General features: G+C 39.2%; 11 protein-coding genes. 4 read left to right on the top strand and 7 right to left on the bottom strand.

All coding sequences use genetic code 11. The annotated features are described in order from the left end of the window. Positions 1-9 precede the first annotated feature (9 nt). The 7 genes from ACM5QX_RS26185 to ACM5QX_RS26215 all read right to left on the bottom strand — a co-directional run bounded on the left by ACM5QX_RS26185 (position 10) and on the right by ACM5QX_RS26215 (position 8980). The gene (locus tag ACM5QX_RS26185) at positions 10-1203 is read right to left on the bottom strand and encodes a phosphate/phosphite/phosphonate ABC transporter substrate-binding protein (protein WP_414756194.1); all 1194 of its coding nucleotides are present in this window, start codon (positions 1201-1203) and stop codon (positions 10-12) included. Between the two features lie 58 nt (positions 1204-1261). Continuing rightward, positions 1262-1945: a thermonuclease family protein gene (locus ACM5QX_RS26190; RefSeq protein ID WP_414756195.1), complete on the bottom strand. Its 684-nt coding sequence runs from the start codon at positions 1943-1945 to the stop codon at positions 1262-1264. Positions 1946-2040: 95 nt separating this feature from the next. Beyond that, positions 2041-2778 carry a nuclease-related domain-containing protein gene (locus tag ACM5QX_RS26195; RefSeq protein ID WP_414756196.1) on the bottom strand — a complete coding sequence of 246 codons (738 nt, stop codon included), beginning with the start codon at positions 2776-2778 and terminating at the stop codon, positions 2041-2043. Between the two features lie 124 nt (positions 2779-2902). Further along, the gene (locus tag ACM5QX_RS26200; protein WP_414756197.1) at positions 2903-5221 is read right to left on the bottom strand and encodes a DUF262 domain-containing protein; all 2319 of its coding nucleotides are present in this window, start codon (positions 5219-5221) and stop codon (positions 2903-2905) included. 115 nt (positions 5222-5336) lie between these two features. Next, positions 5337-6020, bottom strand: a complete 684-nt coding sequence (locus ACM5QX_RS26205) for a YkvA family protein (RefSeq protein ID WP_414756198.1) — start codon at positions 6018-6020, stop codon at positions 5337-5339. A 217-nt stretch (positions 6021-6237) separates the two neighbouring features. Then, the gene (locus ACM5QX_RS26210) at positions 6238-6477 is read right to left on the bottom strand and encodes a hypothetical protein (RefSeq protein WP_414756199.1); all 240 of its coding nucleotides are present in this window, start codon (positions 6475-6477) and stop codon (positions 6238-6240) included. Positions 6478-6577: 100 nt separating this feature from the next. Continuing rightward, positions 6578-8980, bottom strand: a complete 2403-nt coding sequence (locus ACM5QX_RS26215) for an exonuclease domain-containing protein (protein ID WP_414756200.1) — start codon at positions 8978-8980, stop codon at positions 6578-6580. Positions 8981-9387: 407 nt separating this feature from the next. Between ACM5QX_RS26215 and ACM5QX_RS26220 the strand changes: the two genes are divergently transcribed. The 4 genes from ACM5QX_RS26220 to ACM5QX_RS26235 are packed head-to-tail and all read left to right on the top strand — an operon-like array spanning position 9388 to position 21300. Continuing rightward, on the top strand, positions 9388-12213 hold the full coding sequence (locus ACM5QX_RS26220; RefSeq protein ID WP_414756201.1) for a helicase-related protein: 2826 nt from the start codon (positions 9388-9390) through the stop codon (positions 12211-12213). A gap of 46 nt (positions 12214-12259) precedes the next feature. Then, on the top strand, positions 12260-16135 hold the full coding sequence (locus ACM5QX_RS26225) for an Eco57I restriction-modification methylase domain-containing protein (RefSeq protein WP_414756202.1): 3876 nt from the start codon (positions 12260-12262) through the stop codon (positions 16133-16135). A 52-nt stretch (positions 16136-16187) separates the two neighbouring features. Then, entirely contained in the window at positions 16188-18284 is a 2097-nt protein-coding gene (locus ACM5QX_RS26230; RefSeq protein WP_414756203.1) for a 3'-5' exonuclease, read from the top strand. 37 nt (positions 18285-18321) lie between these two features. Then, positions 18322-21300 (top strand): DEAD/DEAH box helicase, encoded by a 2979-nt coding sequence (locus ACM5QX_RS26235; RefSeq protein ID WP_414756204.1) that lies wholly within the window; start codon positions 18322-18324, stop codon positions 21298-21300. Positions 21301-21338 lie beyond the last annotated feature (38 nt).

Consider the following 21338-nt stretch of genomic DNA (forward strand, 5'->3'; position numbering starts at 1 on the left):
GATAAATCTTTAATTTAGCAAAACTAATTGATCTGCTTGAGTTACTTTAATTAGCCAAGAAGCATCTGTAAGCTGTCTCGCTGGAGAATTTACTTGAATTTTACGATTATTGAGTTCAATAACATTAGTAATGCCAGGAATTTGATTAATAATTTCTCTTGTTAATTCAATATTATATATTTTTTTGTCTGATTCACTAATCAGATTTAACCACACCACGTTTGCATTAATTGCTTTCCATCCATTAATTCTCCCAATAACTCCATCAAAATTAGTATTTTTAGATATAAGATCAGGTTGTGAAGTTCGGCAAAATAAAGGAACAGGATTTTTTTGGAAGTCAGAACAAGACAGCACTTGTTCTGTTCTTCTTACGATTTGTAAAAAAGCGCTATAATCAGGTTCTTTATCTGCACCATAATTAGCTTTTTCTTTTATTTCTTTTGGAGCATTTAACAACAATTTTTTTATTGTATTACGGTCTTCCTGTTCAAGATTAGGTGATAAATAAACCCCAGAACTAGGAATATTGCGGCTTTGGTGAATAATTCTAATTTCTGGATCTTTAGGATTTACTGTATCACCAATTGCACCAGCACCTATATCTACCTTCCCACTCTTGACCATCTCTCTAATTGTAGAGCCTCGATGCCCCATATTAATTGTTAAAGTTTTACCAAATAAATCATATACAGGCATATAAAAACTAGATGCTGAGTTAAATCCACCCAAAGCAACAGTAGTTTTTGGTTTTAAACCATTAAGTGAATATATAGGGCTGTCTGATCGCACATAAATACCAGATTGGTAATAGGGTGGTCTATCTGGAAACATTCTAGCGGCATATTCATATTTGTTATCTTTAGCTACCACAGATAGCATAGGAGATAAAGTGAAAGCTATGTCCCATTTTTTCTGGACTATAATATTTTTAGCTTCTTGATAAGAAAGGTCTTCATTACCATCGATACGAACATCAATAGGTTTTTTTAAAATAAAATCTATGAAACTGTTGGGTCTAAGCTCGTCTTGTAAATACTTAACGAGCGGTTGCTGGTATTTAGCTCCGCCTAAAGTTCCAATAATAATAGAACCTTGATTTAACTTTGGTTTCTGTAAGTAATTTAAAAAACTAACACTTACGGCTCCCGTTACAGCTATTCCTAATATTGAAATACCGAATATAGCCCTATTATTTTTCATACTTTTACCTAATTTACTTAGCTATTTCTTCAAAAGTAGATTCAATTAAATCATCAATTTACCGTTCGCAACCGATTCCATCCCTATCCCTGTCAAACCCATGCGGATCTGGCTGATTCACCCTAAATCTGCGGTAAGGAACATCACGGCAATCTAAATCTGACAAGTTCGGCGGAATGCAAAAATCCGGGTAAGAAGGGTCGCACTGTTGTTGCTGCGATCGCGTAGTGTTAGGCTGAATATTCTTTTTCCCTCGTCTGAAATCCCACGGCATCACAGGCTGCGATTGGTTCCAAAAGCCCAACTTCTGTTGTTTGGCATCAGCCTCAGCTTGGAGGAATTGGTCTTTGGTGTTGGCACATCCTTTGAGATACTGCCTGTAAACCACAGCCTGCCCCTCTTGCACCATTGTCAGATTTACAGAGCGGTTATTTACAAATACCTCAGCTACCAGTCTTTTGTACTTGTCACGTTCTATTTGACGAACTTGCACAGATTGACCCACTGGCAAAAGTTGACCAAGACGAGTTCTAGACTGCTGACCCCAAGGATTTTGTTTCATTTCCGGTGCGTCAATGCAGCCCAGGCGAATGGTTACGGGTTTCCCTTGCTGATTGCGAACTCTTAGTGTATCTCCATCACCTATGCTCACGACTGTCATATTCGGTAAGCTGGTCTGTGCTATTGTTGGCACTCCAGAGAACAGCACTAGAAATGCTGTGATAATAGCTGTTTTATTCATTGCCTATGTAGATGGGGCTTTTTAATTGTATCAAGAATAACTTGTATTCATCCGTCAGCTTGTGATCTGGATCAGTAATAGTTGAACTTAATAGCCTAATTAGTATGATTCTGGCGTTTAATGAGCTTTGGCTTAGGAATCGGTCTAGGTGTCGGGGTCGTATTCTCAGGAATCTTGTAATTAGCAACAGCATCAGCGATCGCCTGTATTTGCTGTTCGGTCAAACACTCAGGACAACCAACCATTGTCTGTAACAGTGCGGGTACACCTTGGAATACTGGTGCTGAACAATTATTAACTCCTAACCATTTAGCTATCGGGAACACTACAGGAGCGTAAACGCAAGTATTGGGTAGGTTAGGCACTACAGAATTTATCCATTGGGCAAACATCTTTTGATGATAAGCACTTTGAGATGTTGGGCTGTTAGATATTTCTACCCAATTACTACCTTCTCGACGTTTCCACTTGTCGTTGTATGCCGTAAAAGAACCCTTCCAAGTCTTGATTTCTAGTAAAAAAATTCCTCTTGTACCGATAATCAAGTGGTCTATCTCAGTTAAACCACCTGAGTTATTAGTAGGTATTAGAGCATTATTGAACATCACCCAAGTATCAGGGAAACATTTGAAGATTGCAGATACGCCCCACTCACCCATGCTGCCTTTAAATTGGTTTTTGGCTTGCTTAAACTCATAAACAAATGAAGCTAACCCACCTAATGTAGTATCACCTAAAGCTTGGTGAATTTCCTGATGTTTAGCAGTTTTTTTAGCAATTATTTTCTCTTGAAAAGTAGCTTTTAAGGTTGGTGATTGTTGCAGAGTTTTCATAATAAATTGATAATCTTACAGCTTCTCTGAATTAATAAACAAGTCGCATAATTTTGTAATTTGTAACATTCAATTAAAAAATTGGAATTAGTTTGAAGATTAAAGAGTTTTATTGCCACGAGGTTTAAACCCAATCTAAGTCTTCTAAAGCTTGGGCAACCTGTGGGCGTAACTGCCATTGCCATTCTCGTTGAGAATTATTTTTGCTATCTTCCAAATTCTTCCAGTATCCAGAAGCTAATACCTGTGACCAGAACGGTTTACCGTTGTCTTCGCGTTCAGGTGGCAAGTAGCCTAAATGATTTGCAAGCAGTTCTCCGATCCTGGCGTATTGCAGATTTGGACCATTATAATTTTCATACCCAGCCGCCTGCGCTAACTCTGTAGCAGTAATGGTTTGTGCAGGGGCATTGTAGTGAGCCTTAAGCATCAACTTATGGCCATCAGTCATTTGACTTCTAATAGCCATGAAAGCTTGTTTGTAATGATTCACTAACGGAAAATCAATAGCTAGAACCTCTTGGATAACATAGTTTTTAAAGGCATTGATGTCGGTAAAGTATCGAAAACCAAAGTTATTTGCAGCTTCTTCTGTTTGTTTATCTGCATCAATTATTAAGGCAATTGGTTGACTTTTACCCTCTTGTAAGCCGTTAGTCCATGCTAAATCCAAGACGGCGATCGCTCTTCCAGTAGAATCGATCAGTTCATACATCAAATCACCGATTGGTAATCCTTGCTCTTGCACCCAGTCATTGCATTCTTCTAAAACCTGCTCTTCACCTAGTGGTGCAATATCAGTGGTAATTTCGATGACTTCTTTTTCTGAAATGGAATCTGTCGCTTTTGGTTCTGGAATATCGCCAACGAGCAAGCTGTTCAAAAATTTATTGGCAGCTTGAGCTAAGAGTTCACGACGCGCAGCTAAAAATTCGTGGTAGTTTTCCATTTGCCACAAACTACGATCCATTGGTATCCAGTGGGTGGCGATCGCTCCTGGTTGGGTTTGCTCAAACGCCTCAAAATACTCCGAAGGGTGGCGGTTTGAGATTTTGAGATTAGTTTGTTGGGTTAAAAAGGTCAGGTTAGCGATCGCGTTAACTTCAGATTTTAGATGGCCAGCTTTTTTAAGTAGAGATTTCGGAAAAATATGGTGAACTTCTAGGCTGTTATTCTTCCCCAGAAGATGCTTAGATAGTTCAATCCCACTATCCCAATCTTTTGCTTGATGTACGCGAGTGAGCATATACACCAATGGGTAAAATCTTGCTCCCATCCCCCATCCTTGGAAATCAATAGCTTTAATTTCCAAATCACCACGATTTTGTCTTAAGTTAGCAATTAGCTGGTCAAGGGAATTATCCCCAGATTGCAATACGTGCAAATCTTGCGTTAGTACACTTTCAGTAGAGCCTGCATATCTACCCCACAGTAATGTATGCACATACCAATACAATAATTTGTCGCGTTCTTTATGATCTTTGAACTGTCCACCACGTTCAACAAGATAACGCACCATTACGGGAAAGGCATAAATACCACCAAGTACCCGATTATGATCTAGCCCCAAACGGCTAGAAATAAGATTCAGTAGAGTATCAATCGCTTTCTCTGCTTTGTGTAGACCATTTTGAAATGTAGCGGTATCAACATCCTTAAGCGCAGAAAACATCGCTTCTCCGGTAATAACTGCATTAATACAGCGAAGTAGCCACTCTAAACGAAAATCAAAACCTGCCTTATTCCATTTTTCTAAACGTGCTTTGAGTTCGGTACGAGCATCAGGCCATTGGGCGCAAATCTTGGCTAATGCTAAATCACCTTTGGATAACTTAGTTCCGCCACTATTAACGGTATTGAATATCTCAACAACAATATCAACTGTTTTGTCTTCTCCAGTAACTTCTTCAATATGTAGATTGATATTTTTAATGCCCTCAAGCTGGTTTAGGCGATTTATATAAGTAGGTAACTGAGCGTTAATTTCTGGAATTTTTAGTAAATGCTGAATAAAAAGCCCCACGCCCTTCTGCATCAGTTCAGTAACATTTACCCATAATGGGTTATCTTTCATTTTGACAGGAGCGTAAAATTCAAATATTTCTTCTTCTAAGTTAAAATATAAGCCTGTGAAAGCTTGAGCATTTCCTTCAAAAAACTGAGGTGGTCTACCTCGCACAATACCATAATAGGATGTGATACGTTGTTGTCCATCAAGCAGTAGTTTAACTGTACCAGCAGAAAGTTTCCCATCTCCACGAGCATGGTCAACTGCTTGCTCTGTTTTTGTTTCCCATACTAATAAACTACCAACAGGATGTTTACGATAGAGTGAGTTCATCAATCCACGTACTTGCTCCCGATTCCATACATAACCTCTTTGAAACTCCGGTAAGGCAATACTGCCCATATCAATCTGGTCAAGGATAGTAGTAATATTCATAATGTATCTCTATCTCTTATGAAGCAAATGCCAGTGCAAAAACACTAAGTAAAAATGTATTAAATGTTAATTTTTACTTAGTATAGTAATTCCTTACAAAAAAATATAACCATTTTTAATTATTACTAACTTCTTTAGAAATAATAGTAATCCCTTTATCTTCTAGAAGTAACTGTAATGCTTTTTGATTATTACCATGATTTACTAAATCAAGAAAATTTTTTGTTGTTACTTCTCGCATTTTAGTTCTATACCATCCTGAGATACCCAAGACAACCATCCCAATACCTAAGAAGGTATCATCGAGGCTTCCAATCACTGGTAATATATCTGGGATAATATCTAGAGGGGATAGTAAATAAATTATTCCTAAACTAGTGTTGATTAAACCCATTATGTATCCTTCTATATTTTTAGGATCGAAAGTTGCCCAAGTTAAACAGTAAGCACAAAGAAAGATGAATAACCTAAAAACTATATCTATATAACTTAATGTGCTGTTCACTACATTGGTGATAAGGTTATCTCCTTTCCAGAACTCCCACCATTGTTTGCTAGCAATTACAACCTCTGGCTTACCATAAAATAGATCATGAACCCATTTATTGTGATCTATTAAAAACCCAATAAATCCTGAGAAGAAATAAATAGAAGATAAAGCAAACAAAAAAACTACTAAAGCTTTACATCCATCATATTTTTTAAAATAAAAGAGAGTTATGGGAAACCCCGGTAGTTTCTTTAGCTCAATTTGAGGATCAATTGGTGCAGAATGATTACTTGATGATTGAGATGTCATATGTTTCTATAACTGTGACTAAAGCAATTAAGCTTGAGTAATCTGACTTCTTAATATACGTAAGGAGCAAGGCTAGTAATGACTTTCTTTCTTAATTCACAAATGGGCAGCTATTCCTGCTGTGTAATCTTGTAATTGGTAGCATTCGGCTGACAAATGACATTCAGATTTTTCAACACAGGGTCTTGTTTTAAGTTTTCCCTTAATAGAGGTTTATCTAACAGCTTGCTAGTAAATCGAATCTTGGCACAAGATTTAACACCAATACGGCTGGCCTCAATCCAGTAGCCAATATCAGGCGGACTGGCGATAATCTTGGGTGATTCAATAATCCCAGCGATCGCATATATCCCTGCCTGATCCCAGATTTCCCAATTAGCACCCCATCACCAGCCGCCATTTCCTTGGCATAGCGTGTGGCAAGCCAAGGCATCTGCAAGGGAGACGCGGATGCCATCGATAATGCGGTAATACTTGGGGTTGCCTCGAAATAGCCAGTAGGTCAAAACGATGAGTTGTAATATCCATAATTTGTTATTTAGATAATTTGATAATGTTCATGCTGCCTGAGCAAAAAATTTCTTAAAACCAAACATACTGAACAGCCAATGATACCACTCATCATGAGTAATAAAGATTCTCAAAGCAGATTCTAAATCAACATCTAAATCTCTATTTTGAATGTCAATAATTGTTTGATAGGCCAAATCCAAAGCAATTCTGTCCTGCTTTGCGAATAATTTAAACTTTCCATTAGGGGAATTATTCAGTTGAGTTATTCTTTCTTTCCCCACTTTACCCTTGATTTCAGTTAAACGCTCATCTCGGAATAGACCAAAGCGGTCATGAGGATGCAAACTTACTAACTCATTGAAATTAGTGATTCTGCTAGTGAAAGATATGGTACTTGGGTCAATTTGCAGAAATCCCATTACATAGTTTTTGTTATCAGTTTCAACTACAATATGTTCTGGTAAAACTCGTTTTCCCAAACGATACTGAGTTAGCCTTATGGGTTTTAGATGATTTATAGCTTCAGCAATAGTCTTTAATTTACCAATATCATCATAATCAGATATAATGGGGATATTACAATACTTTTGCTCAAGTTCAGCCTTTTTTTGAGTCAAGTAATCAGTAATATTATTTGAAGAATCTAATTCAAGTTTAGGAACTTGAGGGAGAAGCTGCTGACACAATTTTGTTAAGTCAACAGATCCTGGTTCTTGTATTGCTTGCACTAGCTTGACAAATGCTTCGGTCAGTTTTTGCTGCTGCTGCTCTACAATGCGTAGCTGTTGTTGGAGTTGTTCTTTACTATCTAATTTGTGCAGATTTTCTTTGACAGATGGTAGAGGAATTTGACGAATTCTGTAGTTGTAATAGTCTGCTGCTCGGTTCAATACCGCTCGAATTGGCATTTGTCCGAGAATATCTTCTAAATCGTCACAGGTAAATAATAATTCTAGAGGAACATTTACATCCTGAAGCTTCACCTGAAGAATTGCTTTAAGTTCTGTTTCTTCTGGCTGACGTAGATAAATTTGGAACTGGGAGACTCGACCAATTATAGAGTTATCAAAGCTAGATTGAAAGTGTTCCCATCGGTCAGGAAACATATTGAGAATAATTAAACTATTGGGTACATGAGTAAAAATTTCCTTGATGGCTTCCCCAAAATTCAATAAAATTTCTCGGTTATGAGATAATCCAAGCCCTTCTAGCTGATCAAAAATGATGATTAAAGGCTCATCCAAAATAGATAATTTTGCTAAAACTGAAATTGCTTCCAGCGAAAATGCTTCTTGGCTGAGGTCTTCTCCCCAATTTGGTAAACCAACTAATTCTGCATCTTCCGCAGATAAAATATTGGCAGCTAACCAACGGGTGGCTATATCTTTTCGTCGCGGGTCAGTATAACTGCAATACTTCACAATTCCTTTGAGAATGGAGAGCGCAAAACCCCCAGAAGAATAATGACTCACCCACCACTCACTGATCCGTTTCTCAATGTGCTGCCAGTATTCACGCTTGCGCCCAGTTCCTTCTGCGCCCAGAGCATCTAGGTTTTTATCTTCTAACGCTTTGATAATTTCTTGGTCTTTTTGAGATGTAACTCGGAAACTGAGAATCTTATGAAAACTATTGATAATTAAATAGTCTAACTGTGTAGAAGAACCAACCGACTGTATTAAGGACTCTAAAATCCGGCTGTATATGTGATACAGCACTGCTTTGGGATGATTGGGCTGACGGATAAACAACAACCGATTATTAAATAATCGTTCCTTGGCCAATCTCATCATTAAATGGGTTTTACCCGTTCCTGGCTCTCCAATGACTACAGCCCCTTTACTCTGACGATTGGAATCTAGTTTGATATCCGTCAAAACAGACTCAAGAGTGAGATATTCTTGGCGATATGTAGCAAAATAATCAGAGTGAGTCTGAAACGGAGTATCAACTCTACTTCCACTAAACGGGTTGGGCTTTTGCTTTAATTGCTCGATTATCACCTGGCGATAAAGTTGATAGGTGAACTGTGCATCATATCGCGCAGCATGAGCCATATCCCGAACAAAATAGCGTTTGTCCACCTGCAAATTCAAATGCTTGCTCAGATACTCTAGTGAGTAGCTTTCTATTTGTGTCCAAACACTTTTTGCTCTCTCGCAAGTACAATCAAACTCTAGTTTGGGGAAAAGCAAACCAACTCTGCGAAAACTGGACTGAAGTATCTTGATGTCATGTTCTGCATAGTGGCAAACTATTGTTTTACCTTGAACAATAGTCAAGAAATCTGACAGCAGAGTTTTGAGACTTTTGAGGTTAGGCAGATTCTTGTTGTGATGGGGATAATCACTAGAAAACCCTTCATAAATCAACTGACCTCGACTATCCACAATCGCCAATTCACTTAATTCTGGTTTACCCTCGGTATCGACAACAACAAAGTCCATATAACCCTGACTACGAGCAAGCTATAGCAAAATTAACATAAGTAGTTAGAAATTGTGTATAATTTTTTGCAATCAAACAAGTAGAGCTAAACCAATATTAGGGCAAAACTAGCAAGTTGCTCCCACTCAATGAGAACTACAAGTATTGCTCTACAATATCGGATTTTGCCCAATGGCAAATTTCAGGTACTCAGCGAAAACTGAACTGAGCTTGATGAGAGTAATTAAAAATTTTATCTAAATAAACTAAGTTAAGTAATATCCTCAGTCTCATAATACTTAAGTGTAAATTAAAACAGAAAAGACTTATAAGCGTCTAACTGAGATGCTCATAAGTATTAAAAGTAAGTATCGATATTTACTATTTAATTTCTACTTGCAATTTTTAGTATTGATTAGGGCTAACAATGGCGGAAACCGTGAACCATTCACCCGGTTCTATAGTCAGATGTCGCAGTCGGCAATGGGTAGTAATACCTTCAGAAAATCAGGATGTGGTGCGATTACGTCCACTTTCGGGTAACGAGGATGAAATAACGGGAATTTATCAAAGGCTTTTAGAAGAACAGCTAGAGCATATTGAGCCAGCAACGTTTCCTCTACCCCAAGCTACGAGCGTAAAAGACCATGAAGCAGCACTTTTGCTCATGGATGCTGCACGTCTTTTACTCCGTAGCGGTGCTGGCCCATTTCGCTGTTTAGGACGTTTATCCTTGCGTCCTCGTCCTTATCAGTTAGTTCCTTTATTGATGGCACTGAAGCTAGAGAAACTGAGACTATTGATAGCTGATGATGTTGGCATCGGTAAAACTATTGAAGCTGGATTAATTGCGCGTGAACTTCTGGATCGGGGAGAAGTAAAACGCTTGGCTGTGCTGTGTCCTCCTCACCTATGTGATCAGTGGCAGCAAGAATTACGCGAAAAGTTTCATATTGACGCGGTGGTAGTACGTTCTGGCACTGCCTCCAAATTGGAGCGAGATGTACCCGACTCTTCTCATATATTTAGTTACTATCGTCATCTAATTGTTAGCTTAGATTACGCCAAGTCAGATCGCCGTCGAGCCAGTTTTATTACCCACTGCCCTGATTTAGTAATCGTAGATGAGGCTCATACTTGCGCTCGTCCCAATAATAAAATTACATCTCAACAGCAGCGTCACCAGTTAATTCAGGAAATCGCCAAGAAACAAGACCAGCATTTACTATTGCTGACTGCAACTCCTCACAGTGGAATTGAAGAATCTTTCCTTTCGCTACTGGGATTACTTCAGCCAGATTTTGAGAATTTTACTCTAGACCGCTTAACAGACAAGCAACGAGATAAACTAGCCAATCATTTTGTTCAGCGTCGAAGGGCAGATGTTAAATTGTGGCTGGGAAATGAAACGCCCTTCCCCCAAAGAGATTCTGTAGAACAATCTTACAAGTTATCGAAAGAATACAAAGATTTATTTGAACAGGTCTACAGCTTTGCTCGTGGACTGGTAAAAACAACTACAGCAGACATGAGCCATGCCCAACGTAGGGGAAGATATTGGTCAGCTTTGGCGTTGATTCGTTGCGTCATGTCTTCTCCAGCCGCCGCGATAGCTACCTTAAATCGCCAAGTCAGTAAATCAGGCGATCGCCCACTGGCTGAGTTAGACGAATACTTGATGAGTTCTTACGTTCATGATCCGACAGAACAAGAGCAAGCAGTTGACGCATCACCAACTGTGGTCATGGAACAAGGGCAAGAAAGTTATCAAGATGCAGACAGGCGCAAGTTAAAAGCTTTTGTCCAACTGGCAGAAAAATTGCAGGGTAGCAAAGACCAGAAGCTTCAATCCTCAATTGCCACAGTGACATCAATGCTACAAGAGGAAACTAATCCTATTATCTGGTGTCGTTATATCGCCACGGCAAATTATGTAGCTGAGGCTTTAAGACAAAAATTAGAGAAAAAGGGGAGTCAAATTCGGGTAATTGCCATCACTGGCGAACTATCAGAGGATGAGCGAGAAATCCGCTTAGAAGAGTTAAAGTCTTATCCTCAAAGAGTTCTGGTGGCTACAGACTGTTTGAGTGAAGGGGTAAACCTACAATCACATTTTAACGCGGCAATTCACTACGATTTACCTTGGAATCCCAACCGACTTGAACAACGGGAAGGACGAATTGACCGCTATGGTCAAACTGCTTTACAAGTGAAATGCTGTTTGATCTATGGTGAAGATAACCCTGTGGATGGTGCAGTATTACAAGTGCTGATTCGCAAAGCTGTACAAATCCACAAGTCTTTGGGCGTTACTGTTCCTGTACCAATGGAAAGTAGTACAGTTGCAGAAGCTGTATTTAAGTCTTTGTTTGAACAGGCTACTGAAGCCATACAGTTATCTCTATTTGAGTTTCAAGAAGAATCTGCTGTTGATAAAGTTCATAAGAGTTGGGACAACGCCGTAGAACGGGAAAAAATCAACCGTACTCGTTTTGCTCAACGTGCTATCAAGCCTGAACAAGTCGAACAGGAATTAATCGACTCTGACCAGATTTTAGGCAATGAGGAAGATGTAGAACGGTTTGTGAAATCAGCGTGTGATCGCCTGTCATGTTCCCTGATCAAGAAAAAGCAAGGATGGTTACTTCCACAACCCCCCGATTTCCTGAAGTCAACGTTAGGCGATAAGTCCCGTTTACTCACATTTACGACCCCAGCACCAGAAAATGCGGAATATGCGGGACGCAATCATCCTTTAGTTGAAGGGTTAGCCCGTTACATCTTAGAAGAAGCTCTTTCCCCTACTCAAGACCCAATAGCTGCACGATGTGGTCTAACTACAACTGATGTTGTACAAAAACGTACAACTCTATTGTTGGTTAGGTTACGGCATTTATTGAACAGTCCTAAACAGCAAAGCTTGTTGGCAGAAGAATGTGCTGTCATTGGTTTTACTGGTTCTCCGTCTAGTCCTACTTGGTTGTCACAACAAGAAGCAACATCATTACTGCAACAAGCCAAACCAGTGGGCGATGTACCACCCGCTATTAAACAAATGGAAATTACGGATTTACTTGGCAGGTTGGAGGAACTACAGCCAAGCTTAGAAAATTTCGCTAACCAAAGAACGCAAGAACTTTTACAAAGCCATCGACGAGTAAGAGACATTACCAAAGAAGGTCGAATCCGTGTTACGCCCCAATTGCCAATGGACATTCTTGGTGTTTATATCCTCAAACCCGGACGCAATTAAGCGCAACTAAGCATTACTACACACAATTATTTTTATTTCTCCAACTATGAAAACTTCTCTGACTGCCATTCAAATAGAAGGAAATTTACTCGCTCCTGACATGACCGCCCAATTACTGGAGAGTGGTTTTAAAGGACAAGCCGCAGAAGATTTTGGTTTGGCTAAAACTGACAAATTAGCCGATGAAATTGCTAACGCCTGGGGAGATGCCAAAGCTTACTGGGCAGCATTCCAAAGGGCTTTGGAAAGATTAGAGAGCGAGGATTCAGGCACAAGTATTACCCGTGAAATGTGGACAGTACCCCTACTGCGAAGTCTTGGTTATACTCCCGTGTATACTGCCAAAGCCGAACTCGTTGATGGGCAAACTTACGCTATTTCCCATCGTGCAGATGTCGGAGACAATAAGCCACCCATTCATATTGTGGGTTGTCGCTTAGAAATTGATAAACGTCCTCCCAGTGGCACACCCAGGTTATCACCACACGCACTGGTGCAGGAATATCTTAACAAGACCGAACATCTGTGGGCGATCGCTACTAATGGTTTTCGTTGGCGGTTACTGCGTGATTCTTCCTTGATGACTCGTCTTACTTATATCGAATTTGACTTAGAACAAATTCTTAAAGGTGAAAATTTTGCTGAGTTTGGTTTATTTTACCGCTTATTTCATCGCTCTCGCTTGCCTGAAGGTATGGATGATGCGGATAAGTGTTTGTTGGAATATTATCACCAAGAAGCAAGGCAACAGGGTGGACGGGTACGCGATCGCTTACGGGATGGGGTAGAAAAAGCCTTAATTCAGCTAGGGAATGGTTTTCTACAACATCCTGCAAATGAACATTTACGGCAGAAGTTTGCAGATGGCAGTCTGAAGGATATTGATTATTACCGTCAATTGTTGCGGTTGATTTATCGCCTACTGTTTTTGATGGTGGCAGAATCCCGCAATTTATTATTAATTGGGGATGATTTAGAGAAAGCACGAATCTACCGAGAATATTACAGTATTGAGCGATTACGAGAGTTAGCCGAAAGACCACATTGGCGACGGGAAGGTTTTCAAGATTTGTGGCAGGGTTTACGGGTTACTTTCCTGCTGTTTGATGAAAACTGGCGCGGAGAAGTATTAGGGTTATCTCCATTAAATGGTGATTTATTTGGTTCTACAACTCTGCCTGCTTTAGATGATTGTGCAATTGATAACTACGATTTATTGGTAGCACTCCGCCATCTATCCTTATATCAAGACAAAGCACAACTGCGGCGAGTTAACTATGAGTACCTGGATGTTGAAGAATTAGGTAGCGTGTATGAAAGTTTACTTGATTTCCATCCGCAAGTAGTACCGAAAGGGGGAATATATCAATTCGCGTTAGTGTTTGGTAGCGATCGCAAAACAACTGGCTCTTACTATACACCGCCGCAATTAGTACACCAGTTAATTAAAACAGCATTAGAACCTGTCATTGAAGATAAATTGGCTCAAGCTCGTAGTCAAACCTCCACCCCATCAAATCCAGACGAACTAAAACGTAATTTAGAGCAAGGTTTACTTAGTCTCAAAATTTGCGATCCTGCTTGTGGTTCAGGACATTTTCTCTTAGCAGCAGCACGTCGTGTTGGTAAAGAATTAGCTAAAGTACGCACTGGGGAAGCAGAACCAGGAAGTGAACCTTTAAAATTAGCGGTTAGGGATGTAATTCAAAATTGCATTTATGGGGTGGATTTAAACCCGTTAGCAGTAGATTTATGCAAGGTAGCTTTATGGATTGAAGGTTTCCCTGGTAAGTTACCACTTAGTTTCTTAGACCACAGAATTAAATGTGGTAATTCCCTGGTAGGAGTGTTAGATATTAATTGCCTGGAGGAAGGAATACCTGATGAAGCTTATAAGGCTGTGACTGGTGATGATAAGCAATTAGCAACACAGCTTAAAAAGCGAAATAAGAAAGAACGGGAAAACAAAGGGCAACTATCAATTTATGAAAACTTAGAAACTAAGCGGACACACTATGCAGAGAGCCTCAGAGAATTAGGAAATATTGCTGAATTATCACCACAACAAGTTAGAGAAAAACAAGCACGATATCAGCAAAGCCGTAAAGACTCAGAATGGTTGGAGGATTATTCAGCTTGTAATTTATGGACTGGGGCATTTTTTATGCCATTGCTCATAGAAAATTTAGACTTATTACCAAGCACAGAAACTTTAACTCAACTTTTACGTGGTAATTTACCAAACCAAAGAATATTAGATACAGCAAATAAACTAGCCGAAGAAAAATACTTTTTTCACTGGTGTATAGAGTTTCCTGAAGTATTTGAACAAGGAGGTTTTGATTGTGTATTAGGAAATCCCCCTTGGGAAAGAATTAAGTTACAAGAGAGAGAATTTTTTACTTCTCGTAGTGCTAATATTGCTGACGCGCAAAATAAAGCAACAAGAGATAAGCTAATTAAAGAACTAAAAAAGACGAATCCTGAATTAGCACAAGCTTTTGAATATGCTAAACATGATGCTGAAGCACAGAGTAAGTTTATTCGAGAGGCAGGAAGATTTCCCTTAACAGCAGTCGGAGATATTAATACTTATTCTGTATTTGCAGAAACCACAAGAAAATTAATTTCTATTAATGGAAGAGTTGGGATAATCGTCCCTACAGGTATCGCAACTGACGACACTTGTAAACAATTTTTTAGCGATTTGATCCAAAAACAAAATTTATCAAAACTATATGATTTTGAAAATCGAGACTATTTGTTTACAGATATATACTATCGAGTCAGATTTTGCCTTCTTGTTCTTAGCGGATATTGCACTGAAAAAACTAGTTTTGCATTTCTTTTAACTCAAGTTAAACAATTAGAAAATCAAAAACGAATTTTTAACTTATCTCCAGAAGATATTAAATTGATTAACCCTAATACTTTAACTTGCCCTATTTTTAGGACTAATCAAGATGCAGAATTAACTAAAAAAATATATCAAAATGTACCAGTTTTAGAAAATGAGAAAATAGGAATTAACCCTTGGAACATTTCCTTTACAAGAATGTTTGATATGGCAAATGATAGCGGTTTATTCAAAAATTACCCAGAAAAAGACTTAGTACCGCTTTATGAAGCAAAAATGTTTCATCAATTTGATCATCGATTTGGCTATTATACTCAAGAAATGGTAGAGCGTGAACAAAATAGTTTTAAAGCAATTCCTAACCCCACGATAGAGCAAAAGCGAGATCCAAATTACACATTAAACGCGCGTTATTGGGTAAATAGAAGTGAAGTAGAAAATAAACTAGCAGGAAAATGGAATAAACAATGGTTACTAGGATGGAGAGATATTACTAGCGCAACTAATGAAATTACGGTAATTGCTTCTTTATTACCTATTTGTGCCTGTGGCGATACTGTACTCCTAATGATACCAAAGGTTGATAACAATAAACTAATTTCATGCTTGATGGCTAATTTAAACACTATAATTTTTGATTTTGTAGCACGTCAAAAAGTTGGAGGTAATCATCTTAAGTTTTTTACAATGCGGCAACTCCCAATCCTCTCTCCAGAAACATACACTGAAACAAACATACAATTTATCAGCACACGCGTACTCGAATTAGTCTACACCGCCTGGGATATGCAACCCTTTGCCAAAGATATGGGATACGACGGCGAACCCTTCATTTGGAATCCCAACAGACGCGCATTATTAAGAGCAGAATTAGACGCATATTACGCCAAACTCTACGGACTAACCCGTGATGAACTGCGATATATTCTCGACCCTGCTGATGTTTACGGTGAAGACTTCCCCAGCGAAACATTCCGCGTTTTAAAGAACAACGAAATTAAACAGTTTGGTGAATACCGCACACAAAGATTAGTTTTGGAAGCTTGGAACAAAATGTTTGGATAATTCGTAGTTTTGTCAAAAAATAAATAAAAATTACGAATAATGAATTAAAACTATGTGGACATTATCAGTTACTGACACTTTTCTAAATGAATTATTAAATCTACCTCAAAGTACAAGTAAGAAAGTTACTAAAGCTATCAAGATTTTAGAGCAAGACCCAATCTCTGCTAAAGGAGATGCCAAAAAACTCAAGGGTCATCAAAACAATACTTATCGTATACGCGTAGGAGACTATCGCATATTTTATAGCTTTGGTCAAGGCTGGGTAAAACTTCTGAGTGTGCGTAAACGAGATGAACGTACTTATGAAACCGAAATTCCTCACTTTCAGATACCCACAGAAACACCTCAAGAAAATTTAGAAGTACAGCAAAATAAGGAAGAAGAAACTGTTAGTCAACAAAAATCTGTATTGACATCTTCACCTTCTAATTCCTCTGCATATTCTCAAATCACCACGGCTTTACCCATTGAACTTACTGCATCATTGCTGCAACAGTGGCAAATTCCTCAACAATACTGGGCAGATATCCTCAAAGTAGATAACTCAGAAGCAATTTTAGAATTACCAATCCCAGATAAACTGATTAGCCGAATACTGGATAGCTTGTATCCTCGCCCCATTGAAGAAATAGAGAAACAGCCACAGTATATTCTTCAAGGAACTGAAGACTTAGATCGGTTCTTCACAGGTGACTTAAGTGCTTTTCTCCTCAAGCTAGATCCTGAACAAGAAAAACTGCGTGATTTCGGTGGCAGTGGCCCTATTCTCGTTAAGGGTGGCCCAGGGACAGGTAAATCTACCCTCGCTCTTTATCGAGTGCAAAAGTTATTACAGGAAGGATACGACTCAATTGTATTCACCACTTACACCAACGCCCTCGTTACTTACTCCCAACAACTTCTAGAACAACTATTGGGACAATCTCCTCAAAATCTAGGTGTAGAAGTCGTTACAGTTGATTCTTTGATTTATGACTACTACATGAAAAACCATGACAAACCTGTATTTGCTAAACAGCAACAGTGTTTAGGGTGTTTACAATCAGCCCTTAGCTCTACAGAAATTCCTGCCAGTAACGTTTTTGATCAGCGAGTACGACGACAAGCTTTGGAAAATTTAGGGATTTCTTATCTACTTCAAGAAATTCAGACTGTAATTCAAGCTTGGGGCATCACCACCTTGGAAGAATACCAAAGTTTAGATCGTCGCGGTAGAGGAGTAGCTTTAAAAGTCAGCATCCGAGAAGCAATCTGGGCAGTTTACCAAAATTGGCGATCGCTCATGACAAGCAAAGGATATACCACCACAGAAGAAATGCGCTTACAAGCGTTAGGAGAAATTCATCAACTTACCCAAAAACCCTACCAAGCAATCATCATTGATGAAGCTCAAGACTTATCGCCTGTATCTTTACGCTTTCTGTTTGCATTAGTACCTAATTTTTCTGGAGTTTACTTAACGGCTGATGCCTCCCAATCACTGTATCAACGGGGCTTCAGTTGGAAACAAATTCATTCCGACTTGAAAGTGGCTGGAAGAACTCTTGTTCTTAAACGTAATTATCGTAATACTGAGCAAATTATTACTGCCTGTACTCATATTCTTGAAGGTACGGAAGCAGGCGATTCTGAATGCTTATATCAAGAAGCATCAAGGCATCAAGGAGATTTACCATCTCTATTGCTAGTTGATGATATTGAGCAAGAAATCCGAGCTATTAAAGAGTTTTTCATTACAGCAGCAAAGAAATTCCGCTTTCCTCTCCACGGTAGTGCTGTACTGTGTCCCAGCAATCAATCAGGAAAATTCTACGCTGAAAAGCTTACCAAATTGGGACTTAAATCTAAATTTGTTTCAGGTAGAGAAATCGACTTAAAAGCACCTTATATAAAAGTTTTAACTCTACATTCTGCTAAAGGTTTAGAGTTTCCTGCTGTTGTGGTCGTTGGATTAAAAGCAGGACAATTACCTCACATAAATCTTCAGATACCTATAGATGAATCAAATATTGTTATTAATGAGCAAAAACGTTTATTTTATGTCGCCTGCTCTCGTGCTATGCGTGCTTTGATGGTCTGCGGCTCTGTTATTTCTCCTTCTGAATTTGTGAAAAACCTAACTAATACCCATTGGGAAATTATTTAAATTAGATACATAAACTATAAATTAACAATTAATTATTATGAAATTGCCTGTAAAATTGCAAGAACTGATAGAACAACCAGAAGCTTTTATTTCAACTATTAGTGACATTATATGTCAAGGAAAAGCCATAGTTGACTGTACCAATGTTGAAACAGTTCCCCATGAAAAACTTGATTTAGTTTTTAGTAAAATTCCTAAAGATTGGGATTTTTTACAACTGGGTGAGGTTTTTGACCCTGTTACATTTACAGATAGCTTTGCTAACCAAGTTTCACATTACATCGACCAACGTCTAGGACGCACTCAACCCCAGTCCTCAATTACGAACGCTGAATTAGCCAATACCAGCAATCTTGATATTTTCAACTTCCGCAATGAAGTAATAGGCGATTACCGTCGCTATATAGAAAGCTTCCTGAAAATCCGCGATCGCCAAGTCAAAGAATTTGTAGACGCAGAATTAGACAAGGGGCAACTTTGGACTGACCCCCTAGTACAACTCAACCCCAGTTATAGAGAAGGTGCAACAGTCAAGGAATTAGTACACCAGCAAACCCTGCACCCAGATTCTGAAAACTACTTCTGCAAACCAGACGGCACACCTTTTATTTTTCATTACCACCAAAAGCAAGCATTTGAAACCGCAAAATGCCAAGAACCTTACGTTGTTACCACAGGCACGGGTTCTGGTAAAAGCATGACTTACGTTGTGCCTATTTTTGATGATTTACTGCGTCATCCTGATATTTCAGGAGTCAGGGCAATATTGGTTTATCCCATGAATGCCCTAATTAACTCACAAAAAGAAGAACTCGACAAATTTTTACGCCAAGTTTCTCATACTCACATCCGCGTCGAACAATACACTGGGCAAGAAAGTTTAACTAGGAAAACAGAAATTCAAAATAATCCACCCCATATTCTGCTGACCAATTACGTGATGCTAGAACTAATGCTCTCGCGCACTCACGAAAATAAATTAGTAGAGTCTCCCAATTTAAAATTCCTGGTGCTGGATGAATTACATACCTACCGGGGGCGACAAGGTGCAGACGTTGCTATCTTAATTCGCAAACTTCGCCAACGCAGCAAAAGTAATGACGAATTACTCTGCATTGGGACAAGTGCCACTATGTCAACGGTCGGTTCTCGTCAACAACGCCGTCAGGTAGTGGCAGATGTTGCTAGTAAATTATTTGGTGTAGAAATCCAACCCAACAATGTCATTGATGAAACCCTAGAACGTTCTATTGGGCGTAGTGAACCTACTCTGGAAGAACTGCGGCAAATAATTTTGACGGGTTTACCCAGCGAAGAAGAACAAACACTCACAGAATTTAAAAATCATCCCCTAAGCTACTGGATTGAGATGAACTTCGGTTTGGAGGAAAAAGAAGGGCATCTCGTGCGTCGCCAACCCATTAGTTTAGAAACAGGTGCAACCAAACTTGCCGAACAGACCCAAATTCCACAAGAAACTTGTTTAACAGTTTTAAAACAGATGTTTCTCTGGGGCAGCAAAACCAAGGGACTAGCATTTCGTCTGCATCAGTTCATCTCTCAAGGGGGAAGCGTTTACGCCACTATCGAAAATCGAGATAAACGCTATTTCACCCTGGAAGGACAATATACAACCACAGGCGATCGCTTACTTTATCCCCTAGTGTTTTGTCGGGAATGCGGACATGACTATTATGTAGTGCGCTACGATGCCGATAAGCACATTATTTTACCCCAATTACCAACAGCATTGGATATTAGCCCTGACGATGCAGATATTGCAGAAGGCTATCTGACTCTAGATGAACCTGGGCTATGGGATACTGGTGATGAAGATAGACTTCCTGACTCTTGGTTCAGTGAAACTAAAAAGAAAGGACGGGTTGCTAAAAAAGACTTTGCGCGGTTTATCCCTCGCAAACTAAAAGTTTTACCCAATGGTAAAGTTACATCTTCGCTCTTGTCAGGAACTACTTGTTGGTTTATTCCCAAACCCTTTCTTACCTGTCTCAACTGCGGTGTACTCCACGATAAAAAGCGCAACGAATTTACCAAACTCTCTCGCCTTAGCAGTGAAGGACGTAGTACCGCCACCACTCTACTTTGTCTTTCCACTACCAGCCGCCTCAAGCAAGTTTTTACAGGGGAGAAAGCCAAAGCTGCAAAAATTCTCAGCTTTACCGATAATCGTCAAGATGCGTCTTTACAAGCCGGACATTTCAATGATTTTGTCCAAACCAGTTTCTTACGGGCTGCTCTTTTAGGGGCAATCCAAGCTAAAGAACAACTTACTCACACTGAATTGGCCAGCGTAGTCGTTCAGTACATGGGAATTACTCAAAACGACTATGCCAGAGAATGTTCTGAATATGGTAGTGGTAAACGACGCAATGAAGAAGCCTTTCGTAAACTGATTGAATATCGGCTTTATGAGGACTTACGCCGGGGATGGCGTATTGTCCAACCCAATCTGGAACAGTGCGGACTTTTGGTAATTGAATATGATGGATTGCTGGAAGCTTGTACTGATCATAAACTGTGGCAAAAACACCGTCACCCAGTTTTACTGCAAGCCAGCCCTCAAGAACGTTTTACTGTTACCCAAGCATTACTAAACCAACTGCGGCGAGAATTGGCTATTGATGCCAAACTATTGCAACCAGACCAAAAAGACTCACTCAAAAGCCAGGTGATTCAAGCCATTAAAGAACCTTGGGTCTTTGATGAGAACGAATATTTGTATTTAGCAACTTGGGCAACAGTTAATAGCGGTACGGAGAGAGCAAAAGTCAAGCTTACTACTCAAAGTAGAATCGGACGATTTTTGCGATCGCCAAAAACATGGTCATTCCGCAGTGAACCCTTAACCGATGTAGAGTTTAACAGTTTAATTACCACTTTAATTAGTGCTTTATGTGATGCTGGCTATTTACTGCAACAAAAATCTGAGGTACAGCTACGCATTGACTCCTTACTATGGAAGGTAAGCAATCTTAAAGAAATTCGGCGTTGCTGAATAAGGGGATGAATTGATTTAGCTAGGTACAATTTGAT

Source organism: Anabaena sp. CCY 9910, assembly GCF_963920875.1.
Taxonomy (GTDB): domain Bacteria; phylum Cyanobacteriota; class Cyanobacteriia; order Cyanobacteriales; family Nostocaceae; genus Trichormus; species Trichormus variabilis.

Coding starts and splice junctions, on each gene's coding strand:
- ACM5QX_RS26225 (WP_414756202.1), top strand. CDS start 12,260: ATGAAAACTTCTCTGACTGCCATTCAAATAGAAGGAAATTTACTCGCT.
- ACM5QX_RS26230 (WP_414756203.1), top strand. CDS start 16,188: ATGTGGACATTATCAGTTACTGACACTTTTCTAAATGAATTATTAAAT.
- ACM5QX_RS26205 (WP_414756198.1), bottom strand. CDS start 6,020: ATGACATCTCAATCATCAAGTAATCATTCTGCACCAATTGATCCTCAA.
- ACM5QX_RS26200 (WP_414756197.1), bottom strand. CDS start 5,221: ATGAATATTACTACTATCCTTGACCAGATTGATATGGGCAGTATTGCC.
- ACM5QX_RS26190 (WP_414756195.1), bottom strand. CDS start 1,945: ATGAATAAAACAGCTATTATCACAGCATTTCTAGTGCTGTTCTCTGGA.
- ACM5QX_RS26235 (WP_414756204.1), top strand. CDS start 18,322: ATGAAATTGCCTGTAAAATTGCAAGAACTGATAGAACAACCAGAAGCT.
- ACM5QX_RS26185 (WP_414756194.1), bottom strand. CDS start 1,203: ATGAAAAATAATAGGGCTATATTCGGTATTTCAATATTAGGAATAGCT.
- ACM5QX_RS26210 (WP_414756199.1), bottom strand. CDS start 6,477: ATGGCATCCGCGTCTCCCTTGCAGATGCCTTGGCTTGCCACACGCTAT.
- ACM5QX_RS26215 (WP_414756200.1), bottom strand. CDS start 8,980: ATGGACTTTGTTGTTGTCGATACCGAGGGTAAACCAGAATTAAGTGAA.
- ACM5QX_RS26220 (WP_414756201.1), top strand. CDS start 9,388: ATGGCGGAAACCGTGAACCATTCACCCGGTTCTATAGTCAGATGTCGC.
- ACM5QX_RS26195 (WP_414756196.1), bottom strand. CDS start 2,778: ATGAAAACTCTGCAACAATCACCAACCTTAAAAGCTACTTTTCAAGAG.